The organism is Streptomyces sp. NPDC058086 (assembly GCF_042885015.1).
Lineage (GTDB): Bacteria > Actinomycetota > Actinomycetes > Streptomycetales > Streptomycetaceae > Streptomyces.
Map to the genome: position 1 here is coordinate 1 of NZ_JBHVST010000071.1, position 15,478 is coordinate 15,478.

Annotated in this window: 14 protein-coding genes; 8 read left to right on the top strand and 6 right to left on the bottom strand. The window is 69.7% G+C overall.

Annotation, left to right across the window (positions count from 1 at the left end; translation table 11 throughout):
• A partial coding sequence (locus ACFVWD_RS38820; protein ID WP_389602699.1) for an aminotransferase class I/II-fold pyridoxal phosphate-dependent enzyme occupies nucleotides 1-901 on the bottom strand: 901 nt, incomplete at its 3' end.
• An 846-nt stretch (nucleotides 902-1,747) separates the two neighbouring features.
• Here ACFVWD_RS38820 and ACFVWD_RS38825 point away from each other — a divergent pair.
• The 7 genes from ACFVWD_RS38825 to ACFVWD_RS38855 all read left to right on the top strand — a co-directional run bounded on the left by ACFVWD_RS38825 (nucleotide 1,748) and on the right by ACFVWD_RS38855 (nucleotide 9,183).
• A complete protein-coding gene (locus tag ACFVWD_RS38825) occupies nucleotides 1,748-2,269 on the top strand; it encodes a DUF2617 family protein (RefSeq protein WP_389602700.1) in 522 nt (173 codons plus the stop codon).
• Between the two features lie 145 nt (nucleotides 2,270-2,414).
• The gene (locus ACFVWD_RS38830; RefSeq protein WP_389602701.1) at nucleotides 2,415-4,058 is read left to right on the top strand and encodes a polyamine aminopropyltransferase; all 1,644 of its coding nucleotides are present in this window, start codon (nucleotides 2,415-2,417) and stop codon (nucleotides 4,056-4,058) included.
• A gap of 68 nt (nucleotides 4,059-4,126) precedes the next feature.
• Entirely contained in the window at nucleotides 4,127-4,933 is an 807-nt protein-coding gene (locus ACFVWD_RS38835) for an SRPBCC family protein (protein ID WP_389602702.1), read from the top strand.
• A gap of 93 nt (nucleotides 4,934-5,026) precedes the next feature.
• Nucleotides 5,027-5,815 carry an aldose 1-epimerase gene (locus tag ACFVWD_RS38840; RefSeq protein ID WP_389602703.1) on the top strand — a complete coding sequence of 263 codons (789 nt, stop codon included), beginning with the start codon at nucleotides 5,027-5,029 and terminating at the stop codon, nucleotides 5,813-5,815.
• Nucleotides 5,816-5,825: 10 nt separating this feature from the next.
• Nucleotides 5,826-6,374, top strand: a complete 549-nt coding sequence (pyrE, locus tag ACFVWD_RS38845) for an orotate phosphoribosyltransferase (RefSeq protein ID WP_389602704.1) — start codon at nucleotides 5,826-5,828, stop codon at nucleotides 6,372-6,374.
• A gap of 184 nt (nucleotides 6,375-6,558) precedes the next feature.
• The gene (gene fbaA, locus ACFVWD_RS38850) at nucleotides 6,559-7,581 is read left to right on the top strand and encodes a class II fructose-bisphosphate aldolase (RefSeq protein WP_060901612.1); all 1,023 of its coding nucleotides are present in this window, start codon (nucleotides 6,559-6,561) and stop codon (nucleotides 7,579-7,581) included.
• 84 nt (nucleotides 7,582-7,665) lie between these two features.
• On the top strand, nucleotides 7,666-9,183 hold the full coding sequence (locus ACFVWD_RS38855; protein ID WP_389602705.1) for an MFS transporter: 1,518 nt from the start codon (nucleotides 7,666-7,668) through the stop codon (nucleotides 9,181-9,183).
• Between the two features lie 216 nt (nucleotides 9,184-9,399).
• Here ACFVWD_RS38855 and ACFVWD_RS38860 read toward each other — a convergent pair whose 3' ends face one another.
• On the bottom strand, nucleotides 9,400-9,819 hold the full coding sequence (locus ACFVWD_RS38860; RefSeq protein WP_389602706.1) for a DUF3151 domain-containing protein: 420 nt from the start codon (nucleotides 9,817-9,819) through the stop codon (nucleotides 9,400-9,402).
• A gap of 122 nt (nucleotides 9,820-9,941) precedes the next feature.
• On the opposite strand from ACFVWD_RS38860, the gene ACFVWD_RS38865 reads away from it, so the two are divergent.
• Complete coding sequence (locus ACFVWD_RS38865) at nucleotides 9,942-11,390, top strand: recombinase family protein (protein ID WP_389602707.1); 1,449 nt, start codon at nucleotides 9,942-9,944, stop codon at nucleotides 11,388-11,390.
• 506 nt (nucleotides 11,391-11,896) lie between these two features.
• Here the strand turns inward: ACFVWD_RS38865 and ACFVWD_RS38870 are convergent.
• The 4 genes from ACFVWD_RS38870 to ACFVWD_RS38885 all read right to left on the bottom strand — a co-directional run bounded on the left by ACFVWD_RS38870 (nucleotide 11,897) and on the right by ACFVWD_RS38885 (nucleotide 15,390).
• Nucleotides 11,897-13,084: an amidohydrolase family protein gene (locus ACFVWD_RS38870; protein WP_389602708.1), complete on the bottom strand. Its 1,188-nt coding sequence runs from the start codon at nucleotides 13,082-13,084 to the stop codon at nucleotides 11,897-11,899.
• On the bottom strand, nucleotides 13,077-14,264 hold the full coding sequence (locus ACFVWD_RS38875) for an MAB_1171c family putative transporter (protein ID WP_389602709.1): 1,188 nt from the start codon (nucleotides 14,262-14,264) through the stop codon (nucleotides 13,077-13,079). Before ACFVWD_RS38875 ends, ACFVWD_RS38870 begins: the two co-directional genes overlap by 8 nt.
• Nucleotides 14,261-14,740, bottom strand: a complete 480-nt coding sequence (locus ACFVWD_RS38880; protein ID WP_389602710.1) for a hypothetical protein — start codon at nucleotides 14,738-14,740, stop codon at nucleotides 14,261-14,263. Before ACFVWD_RS38880 ends, ACFVWD_RS38875 begins: the two co-directional genes overlap by 4 nt.
• A 158-nt stretch (nucleotides 14,741-14,898) precedes the next feature.
• Complete coding sequence (locus tag ACFVWD_RS38885; protein WP_389602711.1) at nucleotides 14,899-15,390, bottom strand: XRE family transcriptional regulator; 492 nt, start codon at nucleotides 15,388-15,390, stop codon at nucleotides 14,899-14,901.
• Nucleotides 15,391-15,478: the final 88 nt, after the last annotated feature.

Below are 15,478 nucleotides of genomic sequence, written 5' to 3' on the forward strand. Positions count from 1 at the left end.
CCGGCAGCGCCAGCGCCTCGGCCACGGCGTACTGGAACGGCCCCGACGCCACGTACGTCAGGAACTGCTTGGCCGACCGTACGGCGGTGACGAGGTCCGGCGTGCCCGTCACCCAGCCCACCTTCCACCCCGTGAAGGAGAAGGTCTTCCCCGCGCTGCCGATGGTGACCGTCCGCTCCCGCATCCCCGGGAAGGAGGCCAGCGGCAGGTGCTCGGCCTCGTCGAACACCAGGTGCTCGTACACCTCGTCCGTGATGACGAGGAGATCCCGCTCGACGGCGAGCTTCGCGATCTCCCCGAGCTCCTCGCGGGTCAGGACGGTACCGGTCGGGTTGTGCGGGGTGTTGACGAGCAGCAGCCGGGTGTTGTCGGTGACCGCGTCGCGCAGCTCGTCGAGATCGAGCCGGAAGCGCCGGTGGGTGACTCCGTCGCGGGTCTCCTCGTGCGGGCGCAGGGTGACCGGGATCCTGGTCCCGCCCGCCATCGCGATGCTGGCCGCGTACGAGTCGTAGTACGGCTCCAGGGCGATGACCTCGTCACCGGGCTCGACCAGCGCGAGCAGCGACGCCGCGATGGCCTCCGTGGCACCGGCCGTGACGAGCACCTCGCGGTCCGGGTCGTACGCCAGTCCGTACCGGTGCTTCTGGTGTTCGGCGATCGCCGTACGCAGCTCGGGCACGCCGGGACCCGGCGGGTACTGGTTGCCGCGCCCGTCGCGCAGCGCCCGCACGGCCGCCTCCCTGATCTCCTCGGGCCCGTCCGTGTCCGGGAAGCCCTGGCCAAGGTTGATCGACCCGGTACTCAGGGCCAGGGCCGACATCTCGGCGAAGATCGTCGTGCCGAACTCGGCGAGTCGGCGGTTGAGGAGGGGGCGTCGGCCGTTGGAGGTCATGCCGGTCATCCTGCGCCGAAGCTCTGGACTTCCTCAACTCTGCTTTGGCTGGTGAGACGCGAGGGCATCCCCCTGGCACGCAAGAAGCGAGGCGCCCACGGGGGGTCGCTTCGGGGGAACGAAAGGAGGGTGACGCCATGTTGATCGGCTTCATCCTGGCGGTCGTCTTCATCCTGTTCGTCGTGTCGTTGCGTGCCGTCGCCCGCGGCCGGAAGAAGGTCGGGCTCTCGAAGAGCTCGTCGGGTTCGGCGCGGGGCCGCCGCTCGCGGGGCGGGTCCTCGGACAGCTCCGGCAGCTGGTGGGCCGGCGGGGCCGGGGGAGCCGTGTCGTCCTGCGGCAGCGGTTCGTCCGGCGGACACCACGGGGGCCACTCGTGCGGCGGGCACTCGTCGTGCGGGGGCGGCTCGTCCTGCGGAGGCGGGTCGTCGTGCGGGGGCGGCGGGGGGTGCGGCGGAGGCAGCTGAGCTTCGCCGGGGGGCAGGGGCGTGGGGCCGGGGGGATTCGGCTGCGGGGCCGGCGGGGGCTGGTCGGGCCCGCGCGGCGGGCCGCAGATGTCAGGGCCCCGCGCCCCATACGGGGTGCGCCGGGGCGTTCAATTCCGTGCGCCCCGGCGCACGCTGTGGTTGAACAGTTGAACTGTGGAGCCCTCGGGGGGATGGAAACCCCACGAAGTTGGGTAAAAACGCTGTGACGGCGCCACAGTTCATGATTCCCTCTAAACCACCAAAGCAGCCCTCGGATCGTCCCTTCCCCACAGGGCAGACCGGGCTGACCGGGCCGATCCCCCGGTACCGAGGTACCGACCGGGTGCGCCGGATCCCCACCTCCCTTTTTGCGTGCTAGCGGAGCCGACCCATGCTCACGACCCTGAACACCTCGTACACCGACACGCGCGCGGCCGACCTGGCCTGGGCCCTGGGGCGCGAACCGCTCCCCGCGCTCGCCACTCTCGACCTCGAACTCGACGGGGCGAGACTGCAGTTGCGGCTCCTCGGCGCGTCCCACCAGGTCCTCCTGGAGGAGGAGCGGGGCAGCTGTTCGGAAACCGTCGCGTGCATCGCCGGCAGCAGCACGCCGCTTCCGCTCGGGGTGGCCAAGCGGGTCGGCGACTGGGAGTACGAGTTCGCGGCGCGCGTCGAGACGCTCTCCTGCGGGTCCTTCGCGGGGCGGGCGCAGGAGTTACTGGCCCTGGTCTCCGACCACCCCAACGGACTCGCCGGCGTCTTCCCCGGCAGCCCGCACGCCTTCACCGCGCTGCTCGCCCAGCGCCACGAGGGGCAGGTCCACTGGCGTACGTGGCACGCCTACCCGCAGGACGGCCAGCTGGTGGCGACGCGCACGAGGGTGGGGGTACGGGTGACGGCGGCGGTGCCGTGAGGGGGGTGGTGCTTAGGCTGCTGCTTCGCCTGCCGCTTCGGTTGCCCACGAACTCGTCATCAGCGCCGGACGCCACACATCGGGACGGCACTTCCACACGTGTGGGTGACGAAGCGTCGTGGTGGCGTGACGTAGCGTTCCACGCGTGATCGAACCGCACGCGCCTGCTCCCCCCGGCGCGCCGCCGCCCTGGGGCGTCCAGGGCCAGGCGCGGCTGCCCGTCCGCCCGGGCATCGGGCGGTTCCTGGTCCTCGCGGGCGTGTTCGTCTGCGCGGCCTGTGGACTCGTGTACGAACTCGAACTCGTCGCCCTCGCCTCGTATCTGATCGGCGACTCGGTCACCCAGGCCTCCGTGGTCCTCTCCGTGATGGTCTTCGCCATGGGCATCGGCTCCCTCGCCGCGAAACGCCTGCGCCCCCGCGCCGCGGCCGGCTTCGGCGCGGTCGAGGCGGCGCTCGCCCTGGTAGGCGGCTGCAGCGCGATGGCCCTGTACGCGGTGTTCGCGTGGACCGGCGACTGGGGCGGGGTCTGGACGAGCGGCTCGCGCTATCTCCTGGCGGCCTTCTCCCTCGCCATCGGCCTCCTCATCGGCGCCGAAGTCCCCCTCCTCATGGAGCTGATACAGCGCATCCGCCGCCAGGACCCGGGCGGTGCGGTGGCGGACCTCTTCGCGGCGGACTACGTCGGCGCCCTCGTCGGCGGCCTCGCCTTCCCCTTCCTCCTGCTCCCCCTCCTCGGGCAACTGGAGGGCGCGCTGCTCACCGGAACCGTGAACGCCCTGGCCGGCGGAGCCCTCGTACTGGGCCTGTTCCGCAGGGACTTGAGCCGACGCGGACGCTGGTTCCTGCTCATCGCCAACGTCCTGGTCCTCGCCCTGCTCGCCGCGGCCGCCGCCCACGTCGACGACTTCGAACGCGCGGCCCGGCGCGCCGTGTACGGCAAGGACGTACGGGTCGCCCTGCAGACCGGTGTGCAGGAGGTCGTGCTCACCGGCGGCACGCACGGCCGCCCGCTCGATCTCTTCCTCGACGGACGCCTGCGGGTCAGCGGCCGCGACGAGCACCGCTACCACGAGGCGCTGGTCCACCCCGTGATGAACGGTCCCCACGCGCGCGTGCTCGTCCTCGGCGGCGGCGACGGACTCGCCACCCGCGAGGTGCTGCGCGACCCGGGCGTGCGCCGCGTCGACGTGGTCGAACTCGACCCGGGGGTGGTGCGGTTGGCGCGTACCGACCCGGCCCTGTCGGCGCTCAACGCTCACGCGTTCGGTGACCGGCGCGTGCACGTGTTCACCGCCGACGCCTTCGGCTGGCTGCGCGGGGCCGAGTCGACGTACGACGTGGTCATCTCGGACCTGCCCGACCCCGGGATCACGGCGAGCACCAAGCTGTACTCGCAGGAGTTCTACGGCCTGGCGCGCCGCGTCCTCGCCCCCGGCGGCCGCCTGGCCGTCCACGCGGGCCCCGTCTCCTCCCGCCTCCGCGTCTTCTGGACGGTCGAGTCCACACTCCGGGCGGCCGGCCTGCGCACCACCCCCTACCGCGTCGGCGGCCGGGACTCCGGTTTCGCGGCCGGACCCGACCGCACGGCGGGCGCGTCCAGCGCCCCTCGCGACTGGGGCTTCATCCTGGCCTCCGTCACGGGCACGCCCCTGCGCCTCGACCCGCACGGCCCACGCCTGCGTACGCTCACACAGCCGTCACTCACCGCCGACGCTTACGCCGCGTGGCGTACCCGCGTACCCGGCCTCGCGCCCTCCACACTGGTCCATCCGCGCTACGCCGACTGAGACGGCGGACGGACGAATCCCCGGATACGCGGGTGCGGTGCGGGCCGTCCTGGGTAGGCTCGGCCGACATGGAGCATGAGGTGTTCGTTCCGGTTCAGGCCGAGCGGCTGAGGGAGGCGCTGGCCGATCCCGTACGGGTGGCCCGGGCGGTCCCCGGACTCCAGCAGGACGCCGGGACGCCGCCCGTCTCCGGGCGCCTGAAAGTCCGCGTCGGCGGCCACACCATCACCTACCGGGGGACGGTCCGGGTCACCGCCCGGGAGGACGGTTCGTACGCCGTCGAGGGCGACGCCAGCGAGGCGCGCGGCCCCGGCACCGTGAAACTCGCCCTCGCCCTCACCCTCACCCCCTCCGACGGCGGCACGACCGTCACCATCACCGGAACCACCACAGCGGACGGCCGCGTGGCGGATCTCCCCCCGGACGCGGTGTCCGCGACCACGAGCCGCCTGCTGAACCGGTTCGTCGAGAACTTGGCGGAGGTGACGGAGACGCCACCGGGCACGGCCGAACGGGAGCCGGAAGGGGAGACTGAGCCGGAGAAGCCGGAGCCGGAGGTCGAGCCGGAAGCGGAGATCGAGCCCGCCCCGGAGGCCGAGCCCTCCGCCCTCTTCGAGGAGGAGGAACCGGCCCCGCCCACCCCGAGCCGTGTGAACAGGGAGGATGCCGTGGCAGAGGCGGCGCATGCGCGACGGACGATGATCGGCCGCAGCGCGGAGGAGGTGGACCACGCCCCGCCGCGTGGCCGCTACGCCCCCGTCCCGGCGCCGGAGACCGCCGCCGGCCGCGCCACGCTCCGCTGGGCGGCCCCCGCCGCGGCCGTCGCCCTGGCCTCGGCCATCGCCGTCACCCGAGCCCTGCGCAAACGCCGCTGACCACAGCACCGGCCCCCGCCCACCCGTAGCCGCACGGGGCGGGTAGTGGCGGTGGGGGCCGAGTGGGGAATCCGGCCCAGTAGGGTCAACTCCGTGAGTAACGAAGACATCACGCTGACCGCGGGCGACGCGGAAGTGACCGTCACACCGGGCAACGGCGGACGGATCGGCAGTCTACGAATCGGCGACGCCGAACTACTGCGACAGGGCCAGAAGTTCGGCTGCTTCCCGATGGTCCCGTGGTGCGGGAGAATCCGCGACGGCCGCTTCCTGGACGGCGCCACGGTCCAGCAGATGCCGCTCAACGCCCCGCCGCACGCCATCCACGGCACCGCCCGGGACGGGGCCTGGCGCACCGCCCGCACCAGCAAGTCCGAGGCCGTGATCACGTACGACCTCGTGGCCCCCTGGCCCCACCCCGGCCGTGTCACCCAGCTCTTCACCCTGACCGAGGACGCCTTCACGGTCACGATGTCCGTGGAGACGTACGAGGACTCGTTCCCCGCCCAGGTCGGCTGGCACCCGTGGTTCAACAGGAACCTGGGCCAAGAAGACGTCCAGGTCGACTTCACCCCGGCCTGGCAGGAGGAACGCGGCGAGGACCACCTGCCCACCGGCCACCGCATCGAGCCGAAGCCCAGCCCCTGGGACGACTGCTTCGGCATGCCCGACGGCGTCGACGTCACGCTCACCTGGCCGGGGCAGCTGGAGCTGAAGGTGACCAGCCGGGAGGAGTGGGTGGTGGTGTACGACGAGCAGGAGGCCGCCGTGTGCGTCGAACCGCAGACCGGCCCGCCCAACGGGCTGAACACCCACCCGCGCCTGGTCACCCCCATCGATCCCCTGGAGGCGACCATGACCTGGAGCTGGCGGCGCCTCTAAGCTGGCGGACATGAGTGACGTACGCGGCGCGCTGCTGCAGCAGATCAAGGACAAGGCCGTGGTGCACGGCAAGGTGACCCTCTCGTCGGGCAAGGAAGCCGACTACTACATCGACCTTCGCCGGATCACGCTCGACGGTGTGGCCGCGCCGCTCGTCGGGCAGGTCATGCTCGACCTGACCGACGAACTCGACTACGAGGCCGTCGGCGGTCTGACCCTCGGAGCGGACCCGGTCGCGACCTCGATGCTGCACGCCTCCGCCGCGCGCGGGAAGACGCTGGACGCCTTCGTCGTGCGCAAGACCGGCAAGGCCCACGGCCTCCAGCGTCGCATCGAGGGTGCCGAGGTCAAGGGGCGCCGTGTCCTGGCGGTCGAGGACACCTCCACCACCGGTGGCTCGGTGCTGACCGCGGTGGAGGCGCTGCGCGAAGCCGGTGCCGAGGTCGTCGCCGTGGCCACGATCGTGGACCGGGACACCGGTGCCGCCGAGGCCGTCGCCGAGAAGGCCAGAGTGCCGTACCTCTTCGCCTACTCCAAGACGGATCTCGGCCTGGACTAGGGCCTGGCACGGGACCCCGAAGAACACGGGGTCCCGTATCCCGGACAGGGTGTCTGGAGCATCCGGCCAAGTCTGGAAAGATGGGGCCGACGATGACGTCGCCCCCCTAGGTCAGGGCCGTAAGCACCAGTCCCGTCGTGCCGCAGCAGCGGTACGCAGACCCGCACATACAAGGAGCGGACAGATGCCCATCGCAACCCCCGAGGTCTACAACGAGATGCTCGACCGGGCGAAGGCAGGCAAGTTCGCCTACCCGGCCATCAACGTGACCTCCTCCCAGACGCTGCACGCTGCACTGCGCGGCTTCGCAGAGGCGGAGAGCGACGGCATCATCCAGATGTCCACCGGTGGTGCGGAGTTCCTCGGCGGCCAGCACAAGAAGGACATGGTGACCGGCGCCGTCGCGCTCGCCGAGTTCGCGCACATCGTCGCCGCCAAGTACGACATCACCGTCGCGCTGCACACGGACCACTGCCCCAAGGACAAGCTGGACACGTACGTCCGTCCGCTCCTCGACATCTCCGCCGAGCGCGTCGCCAAGGGCGAGAACCCGCTGTTCCAGTCGCACATGTGGGACGGCTCCGCCGAGACCCTCGCCGACAACCTGGCCATCGCCCAGGAGCTGCTCGCCAAGGCCGCCGCCGCGAAGATCATCCTTGAGGTCGAGATCACCCCGACCGGCGGTGAGGAGGACGGCGTCAGCCACGAGATCAACGACTCCCTCTACACCACCGTCGACGACGCGCTGCGCACCGCCGAGGCCCTCGGTCTGGGCGAGAAGGGCCGCTACCTGCTGGCCGCGTCCTTCGGCAACGTGCACGGCGTCTACAAGCCGGGCAACGTCGTCCTGCGCCCCGACCTCCTGAAGGAGCTGAACGACGGCGTCGCCGCCAAGTACGGCAAGCCGTCCCCGTTCGACTTCGTCTTCCACGGCGGCTCCGGCTCCACGGCCGAGGAGATCGCCACCGCGCTGGAGAACGGCGTCGTGAAGATGAACCTCGACACCGACACCCAGTACGCCTTCACGCGTCCGGTCGCGGACCACATGTTCAAGAACTACGACGGTGTCCTGAAGGTCGACGGCGAGGTCGGCTCCAAGAAGACCTACGACCCGCGCACCTGGGGCAAGCTCGCCGAGGCGGGCATGGCGGGGCGCGTCACCGAGGCGTGCGAGATGCTGCGCTCCGCGGGTAACAAGCTCAAGTAGTCACCCGGGTTCTCCCCGGTCCGTACCGTACGAGAAAGGGCTCGGCACCTCCACGGTGCCGGGCCCTTCCGTATGCTCCGAAGTATGGCTGCGCCTTTGCAGAAGACATCGGGCGAGGGAGCGGGACCGGGTCCCCATGTGCGGATCTCCAGCCCCGCCGGCAAGTGGATCCTGCTGACCACCGTCCTCGGCTCCAGCATGGCCATGCTGGACTCGACGGTCGTCAACGTCGCGCTGCCCACGATCGGCCGTGACCTGGGCACGGGCCTCGCGGCACTCCAGTGGACCGTGAACGCGTACATGCTGACCCTCGCGGGCCTGATCCTGCTCGGCGGGTCACTCGGCGATCGCTTCGGACGGCGCAAGATCTTCGTCCTCGGCGTGGTGTGGTTCGCCTCCGCCTCGCTGCTGTGCGGCCTCGCGCCGACCGGGGGCGTACTGATCGCGGCCCGCGCCCTGCAGGGAATCGGCGGTGCCCTGCTCACCCCCGGTTCGCTCGCGATCATCCAGGCGTCCTTCCACCCGGACGACCGGGCCAGGGCCGTCGGCCTGTGGTCGGGCTTCGGCGGCGTCGGCGCGGCGGTCGGCCCGTTCCTGGGCGGCTGGCTGGTGGACGGTCCCGGCTGGCGCTGGGTCTTTCTGATCAACATCCCGGTGGCGCTGATCTGCGCCCCCATCGCCGTGCGCCACGTCCCCGAGTCGTCCGACGGCCGTGCGCACGGCCGGGGCTTCGACGTCCTGGGCGCCGTCCTGGGCGCCCTGGCGCTCGCCCTGGTGACGTACGCCCTGATCGAGGCCACGAGCGGTTCCGTACTGGTCTGGGTGTCGGCGGTCGGGGGCGTGGCGGCCGGCGTGGCCTTCGTGTACGTCGAGCGGCGCCGCCCCGACCCGATGATGCCGCCGGACATCTTCTCGTCGCGGCAGTTCACGGCCGTCAACCTCGTCACGCTGTGCGTGTACGCGGCCTTCGGCGGCTTCTTCTTCCTGACCGCGCTCCAGCTCCAGGTCGTGGCGGGCTACTCGGCCCTGGGCGCCGGTACGGCACTGCTGCCCACGACCGTCCTGATGCTGCTCTTCTCCGCCCGCTCCGGCGAGCTCGCCCAGCGCATCGGCCCGCGGATCCCGCTCACCGTCGGCCCGCTGCTGTGCGCGACGGGCATGCTGCTCATGCTGCGGGTGGGCCCGCACGCCTCGTACCTCGGCGATGTGCTTCCCGCGCTGGTGGTGATGGGCGCGGGCATGGTGACCCTGGTCGCGCCCCTGACCGCGACCGTCCTCGCCTCCGTGGACGCCGGGCGGGCGGGCCTGGCCAGCGGGATCAACAACGCGGCGGCCCGGGCGGCCGGACTGATCGCGGTGGCCGCGCTGCCGCTGCTGGCCGGGATGGGCCCGGAGGCGTACCGCTCGGCGGACGCCTTCAACGCCGCCTTCCGGCGTGCGATGCCGCTGTGTGCCGGGGTGCTGGTCGTCGGGGCGGTGCTGGCCTTCACGACCGTACGCCGCCCGGCCCCCGACTGCCGACGCCCGCAGTGCTGCACGCACGGCTGTGTGACGGCCCCACCACTGGAGCCTTCGCGCCCGCGCCCGCCCCAGCCCCGGTGAGACCGGAAGGCGGGGCCGCCCGTCGTGGCTCCAGTCGTGGCTCCGGGGCGGCTGCTCGGGCGCCGGGTACCCCGTTCGGCACAACCCCCGGAGGGTGCCGCAGACCAGGGCTCGGTGCCCTGGGAGAATGGCGCTACATGTAATCGTGCAGTTTCTGCACTCCGTGCCGTCGCCGCTGTCTGAGCGACGGCGGCACAGACGTTTCAGCTGCGATGACTACCGCTTCAGCTCGGTGTACGCCTCGGCGCTGCTGTCCTGGAGGAACTGCCAGCACCGCTCCGCCTCGTCCTTCTCGTTGATCTCGCCGGCGGCGCGAGCGAGGCCGGCGAGGCAACGCAGGAACCCGCGATTGGCCCGGTGGCTCCAAGGGATGGGGCCGTGCCCCTTCCATCCGGCCCGGCGCAACGCGTCCAGACCGCGGTGATAGCCGGTGCGCGCGTAGGCGTACGACTCGACCACTCGCCCCGCTTCGAAGGCGTCGTCGGCGAGCATCGCCCAGGCGAGCGAGAACGTCGGATACTTCGCCGCGACTTCGGCCGGGGACATGGAGTCCTCGCCCAGCAGGCGGTACGCGTCTTCGTTCTCCGGCAGGTATGTCGGCTCCGGGCCGCCGAGCAGGTTCTTGTGCGTAGTCATGGAAGCAGTCTGCCACTTGCGGACGGGCGCTCGGGATGCCCATGAGGAGAATCGACCGTGGTCCGGGTTGGGATGAGAACGGCGGTTGATGTCATCGATCGCGCCATGCGACGATCCGGCGCATGGCGGTACGACGGGGGTCCTCCGGGGCCAGACAGGTGGGCATCTACACCCGTGTCAGCAAGGACGACGAGGCCGAGGGGTTGGGCGTCGCGCGGCAGGAGGAGGACTGTCGTCTGCACTGCGCTGCCCGGGGGTGGGAGGTCGCCAAGGTCTACGAGGACAACGATCTCTCCGCGGGCAGGCGCAGGACGGTACGCCCGGAGTTCCGGCAGATGCTGGAGGACCTGAAGGCTGGGCGGATCGACGGGGTCGTCGCCTGGGACATCGACCGCTTCACGCGTCAGCCGCGTGAACTGGAGGCATGGATCGACGAGTACGAGGAGGCCGAGCGCCGCAACCGTCGGCTTGTCTTCGACTCCGTATCGGCTTCGGACATCGACCTGTCCACGGAGAACGGCCGGTTCATCGCGCGGATCAAGGTCACCATCGCCAACAAGTCCTCGGCGGACACCTCGCGGCGTACGAAGCGCAAGCACCTGGAACTGGCGGCGCAGGGCAAGCTCCCCGGCGGCCGGGCACCGTATGGATGGAACCGCGAGGACCGCAGGACGCTGGTGCCGGAAGAGGCCGAGAACCTCCGCAAGGCGGTGAAGGACTTCCTGGGCGGTATCCGGTGGGCGTCGATCGCGCGTGAGTGGCGGGACAAGGGGGTCAGGTCGCACAGCGGCGGTTTCTTCGACGACTCCAAGATCAAGCGGATGCTCATGAACCCGCGGATCTGTGGCTACCGGATGTACCGAGGGGGGTTGTTCCTGGACGAGTACGGAGAGCCTGTCGTCGGCGACTGGGAACCGATCATCACCTCCGACGACTGGTACCTGCTCACGGAGAAGGTCCGGAGGGATTCGGAGGGACGGGCCGTACAGGACTACGCCACAAAGTACCTGCTGTCGGGCATCGCCCGGTGTGGAAGGTGTGGCGCCAAGATGCGCGCCTTCCCGTCGTACCGGAAGTCGAAGACGTCATCGCAGTTCAGGTACGCGTGCCCCGGCAAGAACGACGGGGGATGCGGGGGAGTGGCCAGGACCGGCGAACCGGTCGACCGCCTCGTCAGGAACGCTGTGTTCCTCAGCTCGGACAAGGCGCTGTCGAACGTCCGTGAGCGCGCGCCGGAATGGACCAAGGAGGAGCAACTGGTCTCCCTTGAACGGGATATGGCCGAGTTCAAGCGAGCGTGGCAGGAAAAGCGCATGTCGGCCGCTCGCTACATCGCACTCACCGAGGACCTGGAGAAGCAGATCGCGGAGCTGCACCGGGAGCGAGCCCTGCACCGCGCCGAGGCCGCGACCTTCACGGCCGGCCCCATCGACATACGGGAGCGGTGGGAGAAGCTGGCGATCGAGCAGCAGCGCGCTGCCGTCCTCAAGGTCTTTCGCGCGGTCATCATCAAGCCCGCCTCCAACGGACCGATCTTCGACCCTGCGGACATCGAGCCGGTGCTCAGGTGACAAATGGAAACCGGGCCCCCGTTGCGGCCGGGAACCCGGCTTCGTTCGTTCACGATCGGTCTGTGCCGAAGATACGAAGCAGGTCGTCGTCCTCCCCCTCCTCTCGCCTCAGGTCCTTCGGACCCCCTCCGAGAGGCGGTCGGCGCACGAGCCCGCGCAGCACAGGTCCGCGGCGCCGCTGTTCAGCACACCAACGCTCCGGTCCGCGCGACAGCAGCCGCCCCAGCCCCGCAGCGGCCACAAGCGCGCCGGCGCTGATCACGGCCGGACGGAGAACCTGGGGGTGACCAGCCCCAGGGACTCCTCGCAGTGGAAACTGTCCGCCCCGCCTCCGACCCTCGGTCGGTGCCAGAGCGACCGCGATCGTATCGGCGGGCGGCAGGGGACGGCCCTCGCCGGGCGTGCGCCAGGCGCAGCGGATCGGGTGGCCGGACCGTGCCCAGACACACGGGTCGCAGTGCCAGCATCGCGATCACAGTGAGCAACGGGCGCCTACTGGGAAAGGCTCAGTGGTGAATGCGCCCACCCGTCACAACGAGTCGTATGTCGTGCAGGGCCTTGAGATCGTCGAGGGGGTTGCCTTCGACCACCACGAGATCGGCACGGTATCCGGGGGACAGGCGACCGGTGTTGTGGGCGATGCCGAGAGCCTCAGCGGCATCGACGGTGGCGGAAGCGATCACCTTCGTCCTGGACAGCCCGATGTACTCCAGGAACTCGAGGCTGGAGGCGAGGCCGTCGAAGCCTGAGCGCGGTACACCCGCGTCCGTACCAGCGATCAGACGCACGCCCTGTTCGGCCATCCGGCGGGCGGGAGAGAAGACCTCTCGGGCCCGGTCGGGACCGATCCGCTCGGCGAAGGACCGCCAGTTGGGGTGGGCGGCCGGGCACACGCGGATCCCTTTGGCGACGATCTGCGCGACGAGGTCCTCGCGCACATCGACCTTGCCGTCCTGTGCCATCCAGGTGCAGTGTTCGATGGTGTCGACTCCCGCGGTGATCGCCGCGGCGATTCCCGCTGTGCCGTGTGCGTGGGCGGCGACCGGCAGACCGGCGGCGTGGGCCTCTTCGACGGCTGCGGTGAGTTCCTCCGTGGTGAACTGAGGTTCCCAGATGGCGGGGCCGCCTGAGGTCAGGCCGCCGCCGGTCGCCATCACCTTGATTACGTCCGAGCCCTGCTTCGCGGTGCGGCGTACGGCTTCCCGGATCTCGTCGAGGCCCTCGACCTCGCCGCCGAGAAACCAGCAATGGCCCTGGGGTGAGGTCAAGGGACTGCCGGCCGCGAGGATCCGTGGTCCGATCTGCCTGCCTGCTGCTATCTCGTCCCGCAGGTTGAAAGCGAGGCCGCCGCGGTCGCCGAGATCGCGGATGGTGGTGACGCCGGAGTCGAGGAGTTGCCGGGCGCGGCCGGCCATGTTCTGCAACAGTGTCGCGTCGTCACTCGCGCGCAGGGAGGCAACAGGATCGGAGCCGGCGTCGAAGCCCAGGTGGACGTGGCAGTCGATGAGACCGGGAAGCACCGTGGCGTCCGGGAAGGACAACGTTCGGTGATCCCGCCCGGCCTGTGTTTCGACATCCGCGCGCGGGCCGGCGGCGACAATCCTGTTTCCGGTGACGAGGACCGCGGCGTCTTGCGTGTGCTCGCCGGCGGGGCCGAGCAGCATGTGTCCTGCGGTGATCAGAAGGTCAGTCACGCCGACTCCCATAGTGTTTTCTGCGCTGTTCCTGCTGGGCGGTGGGTGAAGTGCGACGGTCCAACGCGTCCGACAGCATGACGAGTTGCCGTACGTCCGCATCCAGACCCTGCTCCTGCGGTATCGCCACGGCGACCGCGACGTAAGGCGCTTCGCGGCCTTCCGCCTGGGCTTCCAGGGCGGCGCACAACCGGTCCGCCAGGAGATCGGCCGACGGCTCGGAACGGCTCGAGCCCGTCAGTTCTTCTTGCCTGAGATACGGACTGATGCGTACCAGCCCGTCTCGGCACTCGATGGCTCGGCGGTAGTAGTGGCGGTCCACTCCGCGTGGCCACCGCAGCAGTCCCCGCGGGCTGATGCGGTTACGGTGGAGGGCATCCTGGGGGTACGCCTCGTGCAGCAGGCTCCACAGTGGATGCATGCGGTGGTACATGCTGCGTCGGTGCCGGCGCAGGCGCATGACCGACAGGCGGGCGTGTACGGCCGGGTAGCCGACGCCGATGAGGAACAAGAGGATCGCTACGGCGATCAGGTGGCCGGAGATCCTTGTGACGGCCGGGGCGGCGGTCCCCCCGTGCCAGCGCACCAGGGTCAATGCCGCTCGGATCGCGCTGGCGGCGGCTATGCCGCCGAGGGCGGACGCTATCAGCCACAGACCGACGGACAGGGGGCGGTGGGATGCTCGCACATAACGCAGGGTCCAGCGCAGGGCCATCATGAGGGCGTAGACCAGATACAGATCGGCGAGGAGATAGAAGACCGCGATGGCGGAGACCCGCATGTCCACACTGCCGTAGTCTCCGCCTGTGTCGTGTCCGGCGGCAGCGATTGTCGCCAGCGTGGTGCCCAGGATGGCGAGTCCCAGGGGAAGCGCCTCCCATCGGGCACGCCTACGTCCCCTCTGAGGATCCGTCGCGGAGTACAGATAGAAGCACATCAGCCAGAACACCATGCAGAACGCGAAGACGTTCTGCACCAGCCTCGGAGCTCCGGCCCCGCCGACGGAGCGAATCACCTTTGCCGCGGGCGACAGAGCGAGCCCGAAGGAGGCGGCCGCGCTTGCCAGACACAGGGTGACGGCACGCAAGGGAGCGTCGTGCGGGGCCCTGATGAGTTGGCTGGTTTTCCAGCCCAGGATCAGCACGAACACCGTGCCGACGAACAACACTACTGTGATCATTGCCAACCCTGCCGATCGCCCAGCGCCGCCTGGACGCGGTCGACCGATGGATCCGTGGACGGGGTCGAGTCGACGCAGTCCAGTACGGAGGCCCATTCAAGGATGATGGTGGCGACCAGTTCGGCCTCGCGTTCGTGCCCCTCGTCATAGGACGAGCGCCGAAGTGCCTTTTTGATGACGTCCGTTGAAATATCCGGAAACTGTTGCCTCAGGAATTCGTCGTCCGTGTCAGGGCCTTGATGATCCGCCATGATGTGGCCGAGCTCGTGCAGAACGATGTGGTCCTGGTGGATCTTGCTGGTTTCGAGTTGGTAGAAGATGTAGTCGGCCGTACTCGACGCGATCCACAGGCCGAAAGGGCCGGGTATGGGCAGGGAATGCGGCATAAGCCGGATCGGGCGTCCGCGCTGCTCTCCGAGCAGGTGGCACAGGACTTCGACTCTCAGCGGGGGCTGGATGTCGAGTTGCTGCAACATGCGCCTACAGCGTCGGCGTAACTTCCATTCGGGCAAGGTGTTCCCCCGAGCGTTTCCGGTCTTGTGGTCGGGTGCTGCATGTGCGGCAGAGTTGGTCTTGTGGTCGGGTGCCGCATATGCAACAGGGCGTCGGTCGCGGGTAGCGAGAAGGAATCAAGTCACTTGTCGGGCGAGTTCTGACGCTCGGCCTGCTCCAGGCGGTAGACGACATCCAGGAGGTCCATGACCTGCTTGCGGCGTTCCGTCGACAACTGGCCGGCTCGCATCGCCATGAGTTTCGCGTCGCTGCCGGAGGAATCCTCTGCCAACCGCTCCCGAGCTTCGGCCAGACGCTCCAACTGCTCCGTGATGCGATCGCCGACCTCGGGGTCGATGAAGTAGGCGGTCGACACTCCGAAGAAATTCGCCAGCGCATCCATGTGCTTCAGGGTCGGGTTTGTCTTGATGCCCTTCCGTAGCTGCCAGATGTAGCTCTGGGAGATCGTGACACCCCTCTGCCTGATGGCGGCCGCGACGTGCTCGTTGCTGAACTCGCCGCCTGCTTCGGACCGGATGGTCGCGAAGAGTCGGTTGAGCCTGTCCGCCAGGCTGCGGCTGGTCCCATGCGTCATCACGCCTCCTAGCTGCGCACCCCCGACACCGGATTCCACTCAGGTGAACGTGCGCAGAGTGTACCGGAGTGACAACAGTTGAAATGGGTCAACACGTGCGCTAGCGTCCGGGGTGGTGATCTCAACT

Excerpts from the sequence above, each read along its gene's own strand:
- ACFVWD_RS38875 (WP_389602709.1), bottom strand. The coding sequence starts at position 14,264 with ATGATCACAGTAGTGTTGTTCGTCGGCACGGTGTTCGTGCTGATCCTG.
- fbaA (WP_060901612.1), top strand. The coding sequence starts at position 6,559 with ATGCCCATCGCAACCCCCGAGGTCTACAACGAGATGCTCGACCGGGCG.
- pyrE (WP_389602704.1), top strand. The coding sequence starts at position 5,826 with ATGAGTGACGTACGCGGCGCGCTGCTGCAGCAGATCAAGGACAAGGCC.
- ACFVWD_RS38825 (WP_389602700.1), top strand. The coding sequence starts at position 1,748 with ATGCTCACGACCCTGAACACCTCGTACACCGACACGCGCGCGGCCGAC.
- ACFVWD_RS38865 (WP_389602707.1), top strand. The coding sequence starts at position 9,942 with ATGGCGGTACGACGGGGGTCCTCCGGGGCCAGACAGGTGGGCATCTAC.
- ACFVWD_RS38860 (WP_389602706.1), bottom strand. The coding sequence starts at position 9,819 with ATGACTACGCACAAGAACCTGCTCGGCGGCCCGGAGCCGACATACCTG.
- ACFVWD_RS38835 (WP_389602702.1), top strand. The coding sequence starts at position 4,127 with ATGGAGCATGAGGTGTTCGTTCCGGTTCAGGCCGAGCGGCTGAGGGAG.
- ACFVWD_RS38855 (WP_389602705.1), top strand. The coding sequence starts at position 7,666 with ATGGCTGCGCCTTTGCAGAAGACATCGGGCGAGGGAGCGGGACCGGGT.
- ACFVWD_RS38880 (WP_389602710.1), bottom strand. The coding sequence starts at position 14,740 with ATGTTGCAGCAACTCGACATCCAGCCCCCGCTGAGAGTCGAAGTCCTG.